Source organism: Wocania arenilitoris, from assembly GCF_021728535.1.
Taxonomy (GTDB): domain Bacteria; phylum Bacteroidota; class Bacteroidia; order Flavobacteriales; family Flavobacteriaceae; genus Wocania_A; species Wocania_A arenilitoris.
The window spans coordinates 134,587-153,349 of the sequence record NZ_JAKKDU010000007.1 but is presented as its reverse complement, the minus strand read 5'-3'; the positions used below and the strand labels follow the sequence as shown (position 1 = coordinate 153,349).

Annotated in this window: 8 protein-coding genes; 6 read left to right on the top strand and 2 right to left on the bottom strand. The window is 31.9% G+C overall.

Translation table 11 applies throughout. The features are described from left to right. Position 1 precedes the first annotated feature (1 nt). Positions 2-1,060: a hypothetical protein gene (locus L3X37_RS07545; RefSeq protein ID WP_237239559.1), complete on the bottom strand. Its 1,059-nt coding sequence runs from the start codon at positions 1,058-1,060 to the stop codon at positions 2-4. Positions 1,061-1,182: 122 nt separating this feature from the next. On the opposite strand from L3X37_RS07545, the gene L3X37_RS07540 reads away from it, so the two are divergent. From L3X37_RS07540 to uvrB, 6 genes are all read left to right on the top strand, one after another. After that, positions 1,183-2,079, top strand: coding sequence for an ABC transporter ATP-binding protein (locus L3X37_RS07540; RefSeq protein ID WP_237239558.1), 897 nt, complete (start codon positions 1,183-1,185; stop codon positions 2,077-2,079). Between the two features lie 30 nt (positions 2,080-2,109). Then, positions 2,110-2,934: an ABC transporter permease gene (locus L3X37_RS07535; protein ID WP_237239557.1), complete on the top strand. Its 825-nt coding sequence runs from the start codon at positions 2,110-2,112 to the stop codon at positions 2,932-2,934. Between the two features lie 31 nt (positions 2,935-2,965). Then, positions 2,966-5,677 (top strand): T9SS type B sorting domain-containing protein, encoded by a 2,712-nt coding sequence (locus L3X37_RS07530; protein WP_237239556.1) that lies wholly within the window; start codon positions 2,966-2,968, stop codon positions 5,675-5,677. Positions 5,678-5,811: 134 nt separating this feature from the next. Beyond that, positions 5,812-10,686, top strand: a complete 4,875-nt coding sequence (locus tag L3X37_RS07525) for a T9SS type B sorting domain-containing protein (RefSeq protein ID WP_237239555.1) — start codon at positions 5,812-5,814, stop codon at positions 10,684-10,686. A 127-nt stretch (positions 10,687-10,813) separates the two neighbouring features. Next, complete coding sequence (locus L3X37_RS07520; RefSeq protein WP_237239554.1) at positions 10,814-15,994, top strand: FIDD domain-containing protein; 5,181 nt, start codon at positions 10,814-10,816, stop codon at positions 15,992-15,994. Between the two features lie 27 nt (positions 15,995-16,021). Further along, positions 16,022-18,025 (top strand): excinuclease ABC subunit UvrB, encoded by a 2,004-nt coding sequence (gene uvrB / locus L3X37_RS07515; protein WP_237239553.1) that lies wholly within the window; start codon positions 16,022-16,024, stop codon positions 18,023-18,025. Between the two features lie 72 nt (positions 18,026-18,097). Here uvrB and L3X37_RS07510 read toward each other — a convergent pair whose 3' ends face one another. Continuing rightward, positions 18,098-18,511, bottom strand: coding sequence for a TerB family tellurite resistance protein (locus L3X37_RS07510; RefSeq protein WP_237239552.1), 414 nt, complete (start codon positions 18,509-18,511; stop codon positions 18,098-18,100). Positions 18,512-18,763 lie beyond the last annotated feature (252 nt).

Sequence of the window (18,763 nt, the reverse complement as noted above, 5' to 3'; positions counted from 1 at the left end):
TCTAAGGTCTTTTAAGGTTTACATCTTCATAATTTCTTACTAAAAACTCTAAAGCTGCTTTAAGAATTTGCCCCATATTTTTACAACGCTTAAATTTTACGTCTTGTGTATAATCGAAAATTTTCATTTTAAGTAAATCTATATTCTCTTCTTTAGATATAGAGTCGCTAAGCATACAATCTAACAATTTATTAACTCTAACATTAAAGCTTTTTAAACGTTTTACAAGTATAGAACGTTCTTCAATTTTATACTGATCAATCGAAAATTTCTGAAAACTTTCAGAAACTATATCCACCATTTTTAAATTTTCCTTAAAAAACTGTGGCCTATAAATATTAAACTTACCCTCGTAAGACTGCTGATCAAAATCAATAGCTCTAATATTGTACACCACATGATCAAAATCGTGTGTTGGTACAATAACGTAATTGTAAGATCGCATATCGCCTAAAAGCCTAATCATACAGCGCTCATTAAACTTTACAAACTCTTTGGCTATTTGAGATTTTTCAGATTTACTACAATTAGGTAACATATTTTTTATAAACTCATCACCCGGAATCCCTGCAATATGCTCTTCAATTAAGGTGTTTTTATAAACCAAAAAATTTAAGTTGTAAGGCGATAGCATATGCTCTAACTCTAAACCATAAATACGAGAGGCATCAGCAGTTTTTATGTAAAAATAAGTGTAATTATCATTTAAAATATTTCTGATTTTTATTCTAAATGGTTTTGAGTTTCCAAACGTGCAATAATCAATGGCATCAACATTTAAAAAAGGAATAGTACTTTCATTTCCATCAGAATGCAAAATAGTATACACCTTTTTTAGAGATAAATCTATCTCTTCTCTTTCATAATCATTGTAGTAAACACGAATCCATAAAGTATCTTTATCATCTTTATCATAAACTACAACAGAACCTTGAAAACGTAACAAATCATCATAAAAAATAGGAATCTCTATATCTCTATTATATCGAGAAAGGTATTCGTGTAGTTTATCGGTTATTGGAAACGATGGCTTTTTTTTAGATATTTTTAAATCTTGCATATATATAAGGTTATTCAAATTTAATGCTTTTAATTTATAATCTTGTAACAAAATATACAGAGTATCGTCATACTTTAATAACTAACCTTGTTGATTTTTTTCAGCATAAAAAACCACACATCTTGGAACCAATTCTTACAATTAATAATCTTACCAAAAAATTTGGGTACCTAACTGCAGTTAAAGATTTATCATTTACCATTAATAAGGGCAACGTTTATGGTATTTTAGGGCCTAACGGAAGTGGAAAATCTACTACTCTGGGTGTTGTTTTAAATGTTGTTAATAAAACACATGGCGATTTTAAATGGTTTGATGGACAAACAACAACACACGATGCGTTAAAAAAAGTTGGAGCTATTATCGAGCGCCCAAATTTTTATCCCTATATGACGGCAACTCAAAATTTAAAACTGGTTTGCAAAATAAAAGGTGTAGATTATAGTAAAGTTGAAGAAAAGCTTGAAATTGTTGGTTTATTAGAACGGAAAGATAGTAAGTTTAGAACCTACTCTTTGGGGATGAAACAACGTTTAGCCATAGCTTCTGCTTTGTTAAACGATCCTGAAATTTTAATTTTAGATGAACCTACAAATGGATTAGATCCACAAGGAATTCATCAAATAAGAGAAATTATTAAACAAATTGCAGAAAAAGGTACTACCATTTTATTGGCTTCGCATTTATTAGATGAAGTTGAAAAAGTATGCTCTCATGTTGTTGTATTGCGCAAAGGTGTAAAACTGTATTCGGGTCGTGTAGACGAAATGACTTCCAGCCATGGTTTTTTTGAATTAAAATGTAATAACCAAAGTGAATTGATTAAGCTTTTAGAAAAAAACACTTCTTTCAAATCGATTAAAGAAAAAGATGGATTAATTTCTGCTTTTTTAAATGAGCCTATAAAATCTGAAGATTTTAATAAATATCTTTTTGAAAACAATATAATACTAACCCACTTAGTGCAACGTAAAGAAAGTTTAGAAGAGCAATTTTTACAATTAACAGATAATAAATAAAAACTAACCCAACCAAAATATATTAACTATATGTTACGCCTTTTAAATTTAGAATTACAAAAACTATTACTTAATAGAACTAGTAAAACACTCATTTTTGTGTCTTTTGTCCTGCCTCTGTTTATAATACTACTATCTTCTTTTAAAATTCCTTTTTTCGGATACTTTACTTTAGAACTTGGTGAATTAGGGGTTTTTAATTTTCCCATGATTTGGCATTTAGTTACTTATTTTGCTGCACATTTTAAGCTGTTTTTTGCCATTGTAGTGGTAAGTATGATTGGGAATGAGTATAGTAACAAAACTATTAAACAAAATCTAATTGATGGTTTAAGCAAAAAAGAATTTATCCTATCAAAATTTTATACCATAGTTTTCTTTTCTTTGGTTTCAACCATAATTATTTTTATACTAAGTTTATGTATTGGCTTATACTACTCTAGCTATAATGAATTTAATATTATTATTAGAGAAACCGAATTTCTATTAGCTTACTTTGTAAAACTTGTTGCTTTTTTTAGCTTATGTTTATTTTTAGGCATGTTAGTAAAACGATCTGCTTTTGCACTTGCCTTTTTATTTATATTATTTATTCTAGAATGGATCTTTTATGGTATTATATGGAAATTTAGTACTGAAGATATTGCTACTAATATTCAAAATTTCTTTCCGTTAAAATCTATTTATAAATTAATAGATGTACCTTTTCTAAGAATTGCAGCTACAAAAATGCCAGATAACCAAGAATTTATTCATGATTACGCAGTACACTGGCATGAATTTGCAATAGTAATTGGTTGGACTATTCTATTTATCCTTTTATCGTATAGATTATTAAAAAAACGAGATTTATAATATCTTTGATAGCATTTTGCTACTTGAAAAGATGAAAAAAATTATATTATTCGTAATATGCTGTTTAATCTGTCTAAATTTATTTTCCCAAGGCGAAGCCAGTAATTGGTATTTTGGGTATGGTGGTGGTATAACATTTAACCAAAACACAAATGCTGTTTCTGCAGTTAATGATGGTCAATTATCAACTAACGAGGGTTGCGCCACAATATCTAACAGTTCTGGTGAATTATTATTTTACACTGATGGAATAACCGTTTGGAATAAAAATCATTTAACCATGATAAACGGGAATGACTTATTTGGTGACCCTTCTAGTACACAATCTGCAATTATAGTTCCTAAACCCGGAAACGAAGACATCTATTATGTTTTTACAGTTGATGACCATGGATTTAATGAACCTCATTTAGGATTAAATTATTCTGAAGTTGATATGTCATTAAACGGAGGCTTGGGAGCAGTTACAACCAAAAACGTAAACCTATTGCCAGAGTGTTCAGAAAAAATAACAGCTGTTCTTAATGATTGTGTATCTCAGTCCATATGGGTTTTAACATTAGCTTCTCAAAATGGAGATCAGAGTTTTTATAACACTTACCATGCTTTTGAAGTTAATGAAACTGGAGTAAATACACGATCAATAAAATCTCCAATTCCTACTTTTATATACGAAAATAGAGGCTATTTAAAGCTCTCACCAGATGGCAACAGATTAGCTTCTGCTAATGTTAAACAAGGGTTATATTTATATGATTTTGATACAACAACTGGCAAAGTAAGTAATCAAAGGTTATTAAATATAAGTGGGCTTGCAAATGGCTCATATGGTATTGAGTTTTCTCCTAATAGCAATCTACTCTATGTACATGCATCTAATGATTTTTTTGATATAGATAACCCAAGTAACAATGAAGTGCTTTCTAATCATACCTCCAAACTAATTCAATACAACTTGCTAAATTCTGATATTGTTGGAACTTCAGTAGTTATTGATGACAGAAACTTGTATAGAGGTGCACTGCAATTAGGTCCTAATGGTAAAATCTATAGAGCTTTAAGTGTAACGTATTCTCAAGGAACACCTTATCTTGGAGTAATAAATAACCCAAATAAAATTGGGACAGCATGCAACTATCAGCATAATGCTGTTTATTTATCTACAAATAATTCATCACAGGGACTGCCTCCTTTTATTCAGTCCTTTTTCAATGAGCAAATTGATATTATAAAAAATGGTAGTAGCTCAACAAATTTAGCGCTTTGTGTTGGAGACACTTACACTTTAGCTGCTGATGAAATGCATGGAGCCTCATATAGTTGGACACTTAATGGCAACTCATTACCAGAAACAGATTTTAATTTAGAGGTTGTTAAAAGCGGGCATTATCAAGTTTATATAGATCCTAATAACGGAGATTGTGCCATTGAAGGCGAAGCATTTGTTAATTATAATGAAAACCCCGAAGCCTTTAACCACACACTTTTACAATGTGATGAAGATGGCACTGTTGATGGACTTACACTATTTAACCTCAACCAAGCCAATGCTGTTTTAACTAATGGCGTTGCAGGACTTTCAACTCGGTTTTATACCGATGCTGCAAGAACCAATATTATTAATGGTGATGCTTTTACAAACACAATCAATCCACAAACTATTTATGTAGATGTTGTTAATAATAATACGGGGTGCTATTCCCCATCAGAATTAACCCTCGATGTAAGTGTTACAGATTCTGGCGATACAGAACTTATTGTTTGTGATGATGACGGTATTGAAGATGGATTCTATAATTTTAATTTAAATAATGCTAATAACGCTATTGTTAACGGGCTTCCTACGGGATTAACTATTGCTTATTACCAAACTTATGATGATGCTTTGCTTGAAGTAAATAATTTAGGAACATCTTTTACTAACACTAACCCTTATTCTCAGATTATTTATGCCCGAGTAGAAAATGCGAATAACTGCTACGGTATTAGTGAAGTGCAATTAACCGTAAACGAATTGCCTAATATTGAAACCGAAAAATTAGCATATTACTGTCTTAATACCTCTCCTACAAGTATTCCTTTAAATGCTGCTATTATAAACGATTCACCTTCTAATTACACCTATAGTTGGTCTACTGGAGAGAACACCTATCAGATTAATATTAATCAAGTTGGTACTTACACTGCAACCGTTACCAATACTAATGGCTGCAGTAAACAACGAACTATAACCGTTGAGCCTTCAAACATTGCAACTTTTAAAAATATTGAAGTAGTCGATGCTACTCAAAATAATACCATTACTGTTTTAGTTTCTGGTGAAGGCATTTACGAATACCGATTGCTAGACCAAAATAATGTCGTTTACGCTCCTTATCAAGAAAGTAATATTTTTGAGAATGTTTATCCAGGATTATATACTGTGACTGTGAGAGATATTAAAAACAATTGCGGCACTGTAGAAGGCCCCGTTTCAGTAATCGGGTTTCCTAAATTTTTTACACCAAATAATGATGGGGTACACGATACTTGGCAAGTGCTAGGTGTTTCTAGTATGTTTCAACCGAATACCAAAGTACTTATTTTTAATCGATTTGGTAAACTCATTAAACAATTAAATCCACTAGGTAACGGTTGGGACGGTCTCTTTAATGGTGAAAGGCTACCAGCAGACGACTATTGGTTTGCTGTAACTCTGCAAGATGGAAGAATTTTTAAAAATCATTTTACTTTAAAATATTAACAAATCATAAAAACCAATTAAAAACGCATTTCATCGTATTTATTTTGTATTTCATCTGAAAAAAGTCTATTTTTCGCAACAAATTCAGTTTGTAAATAAATTGAGTTTTCCAAATAAAAAAGAAACCTACTGCTATGAAATTTGTTAACTACTTATTGGGATTCCTTTTCTTATGGAGTAGCTGTATTTTTTCGCAACAAATTTCTGTCGATGATACTGTTAGCTTAGAATCACTTATTGAAAATAATTTAGTACAAAATAGTTGTGTAGAAATCACAAATATCACATCATCTGTAAACGGATCTTCTAGTGGTTTTTCTAGCTATGCACAATTTGATCGTGCAAGTTCAAATTTTCCTTTTCAAAATGGCATTATGCTTTCTACTGGTAATGCAACTTCTGGAGGTAACGGTGTTACTACACCAACACTAAGTGAGGGTTCAACTATATGGGGAACAGATCCAGATTTAGAAGCTGCTTTAGGTGTTACAAATACTCTAAATGCTACTTCGATAGAATTTGATATTGTATCCATTTCTAGTCAACTTCAATTTAATTATTTATTGGCTTCCGAAGAATATTTTGGTATTAACCCATGTCAGCTTTCTGATGGTTTTGCGTTTTTAATTAAAGAAACAGGCAGTCCACTACCCTATCAAAATATTGCATTAGTACCAGGTACCTCAACACCAGTTAACACAAACACTATTCATGATGAAATTTTTGGTGTTTGTCCAGCACAAAACGACCAGTATTTTGATGGCTATAATGTTGGAGACACCAATTATAATGGTAGAACTACCGTTTTAACGGCTGCAACAACAATTACACCCTATGTACAATACCATATAAAATTGGTTATTGCAGATCAAACAGATGGCACTTTTGATTCTGCTGTTTTTATTGAAGGGAATAGCTTTAAAATTTTAGATTTGGGTGATGACGTTACAACATGTGCACCTACAGTTACTTTAGATGCCGATATAGACAACCCATTAGCAACCTATGCTTGGTTTTTAGATAACGTACCATTAGCAACAACACTATCAAATATAACTGCAACTCAAGATGGCACATATAGGGTTGAAGTTACTGTAGATTTAAATGGTAATGCTTGTGTTGAAACCGATGAAGTTGTAGTGGTTTTAAACACTGAAGAACCTATTAACCCTATAACAGATTATTTTTTATGTGATGACCTTAGTGAAGATGGAACAGAAGTTTTCGACCTAACCACAAAAAATACCGAAGTAATAAATAACATTCCTTTTACAAACTATGATTTTTCTTATCATTTGTCTGATGCTGATGCAAGGAATAACATAAATAGTGTTTCTGGTAATTTTTCTAATACTGTAAATCCACAAACTATTTATGTGCGTATTCAAGATTTAGATTCTGGTTGTTTTGGTTTTACTACTTTTGATTTAGTAGTAAGCCCAATACCAAATATAACTGATCCTACAGATTTAGAGGTTTGTGATAGTGATACTGTACCAGATGGTTACACGGTTATCGATTTATCACAAAAAAATGATGAAATTACTGGTGGGCAAAGTAATTTATTGGTTACATATCACTACAGCGCTGTTGATGCAGATAACGGTGTAAACCCAATTCCTATACCTTATGTAAACACAAATACACCAACAGAAATGTTATATATAAGAGTTGTAAATACACAAACAGGCTGTGTAAATACATCATCTTTAACTATTAATATTACAACTAGCCCTATAGTTAATACCAACACTCAATATTTAGACGCCTGTGATACTGATTATGATGGTAGTGCAGATTTTGATCTTACACAAGTAATTAATGATGTTTTAATGGGTTTAACTGGTGTAACTGTTACATTTCATGAAACATTGCCCGATGCACAATCTGGTAGTAACCCTGTGGCTGACGAAACAAATTATCAATATCAAAACGCAGTGATAGAACCAGGAAGCGGATTACTTTATATAAGAATTTTAGATGATGTTACTGGTTGTTCTTCAATAGTGCCATTGGAGGTTCATACCAATTTATTACTTACAGGAACTGATACAGGAGATTTTGCTTTATGCGATAATAACGATGATGGCAACGATACTTTAGAATTTGATTTAACAACTGTAGCATTATTTATAGCTAACGAATTACCAAACTTAGTAATTACTTTTTATGAAACTGAAATAGAAAGAGACACAGACACTAACCCAATAGATGATAGTGTATTATATTCGGCTACTAGCCCAACAACATTATATATTAAAATAGATGATGTTGTTAGTGGTTGTTCAGATTTTTCAGAAATTACATTATTAGTAAATCCAGTATTATTATTTAATCCAAGTAACCCTTTACCCTATTGCGACACAGATGATGATGGTTTTGTAAGTATCGATTTAGCATCGTTGGATGATACTGTAACTGGTGGAAATCCTAATTTTGAAGTTAGATACTACCCAACTCAAACTGATGCTGAAAATAACTTTAATCAATTACCACCTTTCTATACAAATACGGCTAGTGTAGAAACCATTTACGCTCGTATAGAAAATATAGATACAGGTTGTAGCACTGTAAACCCTTTTGAAATTGAAGTTTATGTAGCTCCTGCTGCAACATTACCAAGTCCTATAGTGATTTGTGATAATGATCAAGATGGGTTTTCTATTATAAACCTAGACAGTAAAATTCCAGAAACAGTTACAAGTACTACCGGGATTAATATCGATTTTTTTACCTCTTTTGATGATGCTGACAACGATGTAAACCCAATTTTAGATAGAACAAATTATAATGCTAACACACAAACCGTTTACATACGAGTTGAAAACGATGATAGCTTAAATTGTTACAATATTGTAACACTAGACGTTACAGTAAATACCCTACCTGTAATTCCTAACATAACACCATTTCAAATATGTAAAGACGATGGCACTTTTACAGCAGATTTTTTACTAGTTGATAAAGATGCCGAAATTTTAAACGGACAAACAGGTAAAGAAGTGTATTATTTTGAAGATCCCGCTTTAACGATTCCAATTGACAAAAATACTATTTACCAAAATAACAGCACACCTCAAACCATTTATATACGTGTTGAAAACACTACTGACGCAACATGTTCAGCAACATCTTCATTTTTATTACAAGTATCATCAGACCCCGTTTACAATAGTTTTACACCATACTTAATTTGTGATGATATAACAAATGACCAAATTCATCTTTTCGATTTAAATGAAAAAGTTATAGAAATATCACAAGGTTCACCAGACAATCTTAATGTTTCATTTCATTTAACACGACAAGATGCCGAAGATAATTTAAACCCACAACCATTACAATATACTAATGTTTCTAATCCCCAAACACTTTATGTAAGAATAGAAAGTAGTGCATCGTTTTGTTATGTGGTTGAGGAATTAGGTATTAATATTATTGCATCACCAGATATTACTCAAGCAACCCCTTTTGAGCAATGCGATACAGATTACGATGGGTTTGTTACATTTAATTTAGAAGATGCTGATTTTCAAATTAACGATAGGTTACAAAATAACCTTATTACCAATTACTTTGAAGATTTTACTGATATAAATCAGAATGACGGTTTAGATAACAGTAATGAAATAATAGATCCTGTAAATTATGTATCAAACACAAGAACTGTATACATTAAAGTTGCCAATATTTTAACTGGCTGTTTTAGTGTGATTCCACTGGATTTAATAGTTGTTCCTCCGCCACCAACAAACAATATTAGCACCATTGAAATTTGTGATAATGATACCTATACTTTTGATTTAACTTCGGTTAATGCACAAATAGTTAACGACCCAAGTGTGGTAACCATATCGTACCATAACACTCAAAATGATGCCGATAATAATCAAAATCCAATTGGCAATATATTCAATTATACGGCAAGCAATCATACCATTTATGTTAGAGTTAACGACCCATTAATTAATTGCCCAAAAACAGATTCTTTTAACTTACAAATAAATACCAATCCAATTGCAAATACAGCTCCAGATTTAGTTAGTTGTGATGATGATTTTGATGGCTTTTTAGAATTTGATTTATCAGTAAATACTACTGCAATTATAGGCTCACAAAATGCTTCAATACACACAGTAACATATTATAGCGATTTAACTAGTGCAGAAACAGCTACCAATGCATTACCAAATTTGCATATTGCTTTTGATAGTGAAATTATTTATGCTCGAATTCAAAATAATACTACCGGCTGTTTTGCTATATCACAATTTACAACTCGTATAAATCCTTTACCAATAATTCCTATTGAAGATTTTGTACCACTTTGTATTAACAATTTACCTTTAATTATTAGCGCAAATACAGGAAACCCGAACGATAGTTATTTATGGTCTACAAGTGAAACATCTACCGAAATCCTATTAGATGATGCTAATGATATTGGCAACTATTGGGTAACAGTTACAACACCCCATGTAATTGGTTCAGACTGCTCGTACACCAAAAATTTTACTGTCATTGAGTCTGAAGATGCCACCATAAATTTTACTACAAAAGTTGATTTTGCAGACCCAAATAGCATAACCGTAGATGTAAGTGGTATTGGCGATTATGTGTTTATTTTAGATGATGGCGAACCACAAACATCAAATATTTTTAATAATGTTACTTTTGGTTTGCATATAGTAACTATTCGCGATTTAAATGGTTGTAAAGATGTAACTACCGAGGTTGTTGTTATAGATATTCCAAAATTTGTAACACCAAATAACGATGGTGCCTTTGATACTTGGCACATTGTTGGTGTTCAAGAAATACCAGGAACTGTGGTTTATATTTACAACAGGCATGGTAAATTATTAAAAACACTTCCGCATACTTCTATTGGTTGGGATGGTACTTTTAATGGTCAAAATATGCCATCAGATGATTATTGGTTTGTTGCAGAAATTATTCAAAATGGAAAATCTTTTAATATCAAAGGGCATTTTGCTTTAAAGCGTTAAAATCACTTAAAATTTCTATTGAATTTCTCTATTTAACATTAAAAATTAAACCTTAAGCGTTTATTTAAGTCTAAAAGACTTAAATTATATATATTTAGTTTTTTTAAAGAAAATAGTCCCGTATTTAATGAATATTATTAGTCGTCTTCTAAAAAAATTACTTGTATGCTTAATTATTTTAATAAGCTATAGTGGCTTTTCGCAATTAAGCAAAAAGCATTATATACCGCCATTAACAAGTGGTATAGATAATGCAATACCAGACGATCAATACATATATCTATCAACACCAAGTACTGCCGATATAGCATATACCATAAAACAAGTTGGATTGCCAACTAGTAGTGATATAACTGGTGTAATATCAAACACAAACCCAGGAGTTATATTAATTGGCACTGGATCTAATACTCAGCTTTTTATTCCTTCTTCTCAAACAAGCGTTGTAGTAAATAACAAAGGCTTTATAATTGAAGCAGAAGATTTGATTTATGTATCTGTTAGAATGCGTGCTGGCGGCGGCGGTAGTCCTCCACAAGCAGGAGCATTGGTTAGTAAAGGACTTTCTGCTTTAGGTACTACTTTTAGAGTTGGTAGTTTTACCAGTGAAGGAGCAACAGAACCTAATTATCTAAACTTTGTTTCTGTAATGGCTACAGGGGATAACACACAAGTAACCTTTGATGATTTTCAAACAGGAATAGACATAGAAGGCTATACTGGTGCTTTTCCAATAAATATTATTTTAAATGAAGGAGAAAGTTATACCATTGCTACTCGTATTGTAGACACAGCAATTAATCGAGATGGACTAATTGGCACTTTAGTCACTTCAGATAAACCCATAGTTGTTAACTGTGGATCTGCAAATGGTAGTTTTGGTGATGCAAGTGGTAATGGAAGAGATTATGGCATTGATCAAATAGCCGGCCTTTCAAAAGTTGGAACTAAATATATTTGTGTAAAAGGTATTGGTAGTAATGATTGGGAAAATGTTTTGGTTGTTCCGCATACTCCAAATACAACAATAAGTGTTAATGGAGAATCTCCTTTCACTATTACTGGAAGATATGAATTATTAGAAGGATTCAATTATACAGCCAATGGAAATATGTATATTGAAACCTCTACACCTGTTTTTGTTTACCAAGGAATTGGAACAAATTCTGAAGCCAATCAAGGTATGTTTTTTGTGCCGCCATTAAGTTGCGAAGCTAGAGGAAATATAGATAATATTGCTGCTCTAGATTTTATTGGTGGTGCTCAATTTAATCAAAATGGTGAAAGCGGAGTCTCAATTGTAACAAAAGTCGGGGCTACAGTATCAATAAATAATACTCCAATAAATTCACAACCATTTGGTGTAAATGTTATTGGTCCAAGTACAGTAACAGGAAACTTAGGTTATGTTACTTATAGAGTAACTGGACTAGGTGGCGATGTTTCTGTACAAGGAGATGATGAGCTTTATGTAGCATATTTTAATAGAAGTGGTGCGGCAACAACTGGTAGTTTTTACTCGGGTTTTCCTTCTCCACCAGAAATTAATTTTGATGCTCAATTTATAACGTTAGGTAATTGTATTCCTAATATAGATTTAACCGTAGCTAATGCACAGAATTTTGACAGCTTTACTTGGTATTTTGATGATGGCTCGGGAAGTGGCTTTGTAGATTTGATGAATTCAAATCCAACTATAACTCCTACCAATCCTGGAAAATATAAGTTAGTTGGTGTAATAACTTGTTCTGGATTAACACTTGAATCTGTCGAAGTTCCTGTTAGTATTTGTCCAGATGACATTGATAATGACGGTATTATTGATAATATTGACATTGATAATGATAATGATGGTATTCTAAACTGTACCGAATCAAGAGGCGATGTTATACTTAACATTACAAATCTAAACACACCACAACTCATTTTTCAAGATAATTCAACAAACTCACTAATAGCAAATGGAGTTTACACTCAAGCTAACAGTTCGAGCAACCTAAACACTTTTACTGGCAATAACATAGGAAACTTTACTAGTAGTATTAGTCCCGCTACGAATGCTGAAAATGATTATTCTATAACATTTACAGAATCTGTTAATATCAAATTATCTGAGGACAATTCAGTAGCACACTCATCAGCTGATGGAGAGTATTTTATTGCTAAAATTTTACCAAATAATAAAAATATTACTTTAATTGACCCTGATAATCGATTACTAGTAGATTCAAACTTTGATGGTATTTTCGAATCTGGAGTCACACAAATTTCAGGTTCAGAAATTCACTTTAGAGTAAACCCTACACCAATAGGAACAACGCCTTATCAATTTTTTGCAAATCAAGTTGATGGGTTTACATTCAAACACATTTTAGCAAATATTAATGATTCATCAACTTTTCGAAGTAATATTTCATTAACCTGCTTTAAAAATGATAATGATTTTGATGGTATAAAAGACGAATTAGATTTAGATAGCGATAATGACGGTATACCTGATTTTGTTGAAAACCAAGGCACCTTAATAGCACTCTCTGGAATTGATGCCGATGTTAATGGTTTAGATGATGTTTATGATATTAATAACCTCCCTATAGATACAGATAATGATTCTGTACCTGATTTTTACGATTTAGATAGTGATAATGATGGGATTACTGATTTAATTGAATCTGGGCAATTAGGATTATTATCTGATACAGATTTAAACGGAATTGTTGATGGACCAAATATTGGAATTAACGGATGGGACGACAATGCCGAAACAGCCCCAGACAGTAACTTAATAGGTTATACCTTGAATGATTTTGATGCAGATACTATATTCAGTTATATTGATGAAGATTCTGATGGCGATAGTTGCAGAGATGTTATTGAGGCAGGTTTTTCTGATGCTAACAACGATAATTTTTTAGGTGATAATAATGTCGTGATAGATTTAATACCCGATTTTAATACCGGTCAAGGATTAGTTACTAACGCCACAGATGGATATACATTACCTAATAGTGATTATCTAGATTTTGCGCCACTTTCTATTACCACACAACCAGCAAATACTGAAGTTTGTTTTTTATCTTCTAATACAATATCAGTAGTTTCCCCAGAAGCAGAAACTTACCAATGGGAAGTTAGTACAGATGGTATAAATTGGTCTCTAATTACAGACAACATAAATTATAGTGGCTCTTTAACAGCATCCTTAACGCTTACAAATACGCCACAAGCTTTTAATAACAATCAATACAGAGTAAATTTAAATAGAAGTGGAAATAGCTGTGGATTTTATTCAGACCCTGCGACGCTAACAGTATTACCATTACCTATTTTAAATTCGCCCAACGCTTACTCTCAATGTGATGATGAAACTAATGATGGTATTGCTCTGTTTAATTTAACCTTAGATAATATTAAAGCAGAAATTGATCCAGACTATGTAGCTAAAAACCTCATATTTTCTTATTACTTAGATAGTGGTGCAAACACGCCTATTAATAATCCTCAAAATTATCAAAATTTAACACCTTTCACTCCAGAAACAGTTTGGATAGGTATTGAAGACATTAATGGGTGTTTTGATGTAGTTTCAATAACTTTAGAAGTGAACCCTTCCAGTGCAGCGCTAAACTCTTACATCCCGCAACCTAAATACTTATGTGATGATGGCTTAGATAATAGAGATGGTATTTCTACTTTCGATTTTTCTGATATAAGGGATTATATTTCTAATACCCTTTTTTCAACATTTAGTGTAACTGTACATTTTTATGAAAGCCAATTAGATGCCGAATTAGAAACCAATGAGATTTTAGATATAACCAATCATCAAAACACAAATAGCCCTAATTCACAAGATATTTGGGTTCGTGTAAAAAGTGATTTGGGTAATAATTGCCTCGGATTAGAAGAATTTCCAAATTTTTTAAATGTTGAAGCATTACCAACAGCTAACCCTGTTAGCATTCAAAGGCAATGTGATTTTGATACAAGTGATGCAGTAGTAACTTATCCTTTTGACACATCTCAAATAGAAGCAGATTTACTTAATGGTCAATCATTAGCCAATGTCTCTGTAAGTTATACTTTTTTAGATATTACTGGTACACAAGTTACTGCATCTAGTTTACCAAATCCTTTTTTAACATCAAGTCAAATTATCGATATAAGAGTTACGAACAATGCAACTAACGATCCTAATGGACCATGTTATGATGAAACAACCCTTGAATTTATTGTAGATGAGCAACCCGTTGCTAACGCAATACCAGCCCAAATTGTATGTGACGGCGATGCAGGTGATTTAGATGATGATGGCTATTTTCCTTTTGATACCTCTTCTTTTGAAAGCACAATAAAAGGGTCTCAAACAGGAATGGATATTTTTTTCAATTACATAGATGAGAACGGCATTTCAATAACCAATAGTACAACACTACCTAATCCGCTTATTTCACAAAATCAAATGATAACTGTAGACCTTGTAAATCCTATCAATACAAATTGTATAGCCTCTACAAACATAGAATTTATAGTAAATCCGCTACCAGAATTTTCAGTAGATACACCAAGAATTGTATGCTCTTCAGACCCAACTTTTAATATCGTTTTGGATGTTTTTGGCACTAGCATAACAGAAACCTTTGATTATGAATGGACATGGACAAGTTTAGATGGCACAATAAAAAATCAATTCATCTCAAACGATGAAGAGATTACAGTTTCAAACCCAGGTACCTATTCAATAACATTATCAAAAACCGATGGTACTGGATGCTCTAGAACCAGAGAAATATTTGTTGATGCTTCAGAATTAGCTACCATTACACTTGATGACGTTACTATAATTGATATTACTGAAAACAATTCTGTAACCATAAACACAACCAATTTAGGTATGGGAGACTACAAATTTGGATTAAGAGAAGAAGGCTCTCCTTTTATAGTTTATCAAGATGAACCCATTTTTACTAATGTAAGAGCAGGTTTTTATACTATTTATGTTAAAGATAATATTTGTGGAGTGGCAACACTACCCATTTCTGTTATTGGACATGCTAAGTTTTTTACACCAAATGGAGATGGCACAAATGACGTTTGGAAAATAAAAGGAATAAATAGTACATTTCAACCAAACAGTACCATTTTTATATACGACAGGTATGGAAAATTAATCAAACAACTATCAGCGGAATCTGATGGTTGGGATGGTACTTTTAATGGTGCTTTACTTCCCACAAGCGATTATTGGTTTAAAGTCTATCTTCAAGATGGCAGGCAATTTATGGGGCATTTTACTTTAAAGCGCTAACACATATATTTTGCTTAATTTTGCAAAATGCAATTCAAAATCGATTCAGAATTTAATCCCACCGGTGATCAACCACAAGCTATACAGCAATTAGTTGATGGTATAAATGCTGATGAAAAATATCAAACATTACTTGGTGTAACAGGTTCTGGAAAAACATTTACAGTTGCAAATGTTATTAAAGAAGTACAACGACCAACTTTAGTTTTGGCACACAACAAAACACTAGCAGCTCAATTATATTCTGAGTTTAAACAATTTTTTCCAGACAATGCTGTTGAGTATTTTGTATCGTATTACGACTATTATCAACCCGAAGCCTATATTCCCGTTTCTGGAGTTTACATAGAAAAAGACCTATCTATAAATGAAGAAATAGAGAAGATGCGTTTAAGTACAACGTCTTCCCTACTCTCTGGTCGTAGTGATGTAATAGTTGTTGCATCGGTATCATGCTTATATGGTATAGGAAACCCTGTTGAATTTCAAAAAAATGTCATCACACTTAAAAGAGATCAGGTTATTTCACGTACTAAACTTTTGCATCAATTGGTACAAAGTTTATACTCGCGTACCGAAGGTGAATTTCATCATGGTAATTTTAGAATAAAAGGTGATACAGTTGATATTTTTCCGAGTTATGCAGATGATGCTTTTAGAATTCATTTTTTTGGTGATGAAATAGAAGATATTGAATCCTTTAATATTCAAACAAATGAGATTGTTGAAAAATACGACCGACTTACAATATATCCTGCAAATATGTTTGTTACTTCACCAGAAATTTTACAGGGAGCAATAAAAGATATTCAAGATGATTTAGTAAAACAGCACGATTATTTTAAAGAAATCGGAAAGCATCTTGAAGCTAAACGACTTAAAGAACGTACAGAATTTGATTTAGAAATGATACGCGAATTAGGTTATTGCTCTGGTATTGAAAACTATTCGCGCTATTTAGATGGCAGACAACCTGGAACACGCCCATTCTGTTTATTAGATTATTTCCCAGATGATTATTTAATGGTTGTTGATGAAAGCCATGTAACCATATCTCAAGTACACGCAATGTATGGTGGAGATAGAAGTCGCAAAGAAAACTTGGTAGAATATGGATTTAGATTACCTGCTGCTATGGATAATCGGCCGTTAAAATTCGAAGAGTTTGAAGCCTTACAAAATCAGATTATCTACGTAAGCGCAACTCCTGCAGATTACGAACTTCAAAAATCCAACGGTATTTATGTGGAACAAGTGATTCGCCCCACAGGTTTATTAGATCCTGAAATTGAAGTACGACCAAGCTTAAATCAAATTGATGATTTAATTGAAGAAATACAGCAACGTGTTGAAAAAGATGAACGCACTTTAGTTACTACCCTAACCAAACGTATGGCAGAAGAATTAACAAAATATTTAGATAGAATTCAAATACGTTGTCGATATATTCATAGCGACGTTGATACTTTAGAGCGTGTTGAAATTATGCAAGATTTACGCAAAGGCTTATTTGATGTTTTAGTTGGTGTAAACTTACTTAGAGAAGGTTTAGATTTACCCGAAGTATCGCTAGTAGCAATTTTAGATGCCGATAAAGAAGGGTTTTTACGCTCGGCGCGATCACTAACACAAACCGTTGGTAGAGCTGCAAGAAACCTTAATGGAAAAGCTATTATGTATGCTGATAAAATTACCAAAAGCATGCAAAAAACCATTAATGAAACTGAATACAGACGCGAAAAACAAATTGCTTACAACACAAAGAACAACATCACTCCCAAAGCATTAAATAAAAGTTTAAATAATGCTTTATCTAAAAACTCGGTAAGCACCTATAGTTATGAATTGGAAGCTGCAAAAGCTGCCGAACCAGAAAGCGAATATTTAAGCAAACCAGAATTAGAAAAGAAAATTCGTGAAAAACGTAAATTAATGGAAGAAGCTGCAAAAGCTTTGGATTTTATCATTGCAGCTAAACTTAGAGACGAAATTAAGAATTATCAAAATAAACTAGAAAAGCTAAAAATATAAACTTTTAGCTTTTCCATAGCCTAAAAAGGCTTTAATAACACAAATAAATTATAAATTTAGCAGATAAAATCTTTAATTATACTGTGTTTTAAAAATATCTATTAAAACATCTGGCGGTACAATTTTATTTGGAAAACTTTCCATTAAATATAAAACCTTAGTAATAGATTCGTGGCTTAACCCCATTCTTAAACCAAAATTATAAAGTTTTATAACGCCCGAAGATTTATTTTCTTCATCATATTCTTGTTCAATATTCATTAATAAAACTAGTCTATGGAACTGAACAATGCGCTCGCTATGAGATTTTAAATGTGTATATGTAACAGGATGTTCTATTAAATAGTCAAAATCTTCACGAGAAATATCAAGTTGTTTTGCAACACCTAACAAAAAGTTATATTCTATATTTTTTATGTCTTTATCATATTTTGCAAAAGCAATCATTTCAGATAAAAGACTTAATTTTTCTACTCTATTAACCATTACTAAAGGGATTAATTTAATTATACTATAAAGATACATAGAAGACCTCTTTAATAATCGTAGATATAATGTAACTTATCGAAAAACAGAGCGTTATTAGTCGAAGATTTTAATTATTTCATCATAACTGCATTTTTTTTATCCGATTTTTTTGTAAAACATAGATCGCATATCAATGGAAAACAAAAAAAACAAAACAATAAGTAACTGAATAACAATAATTTAAATTAAAAATAGACAGTTTTATTATTT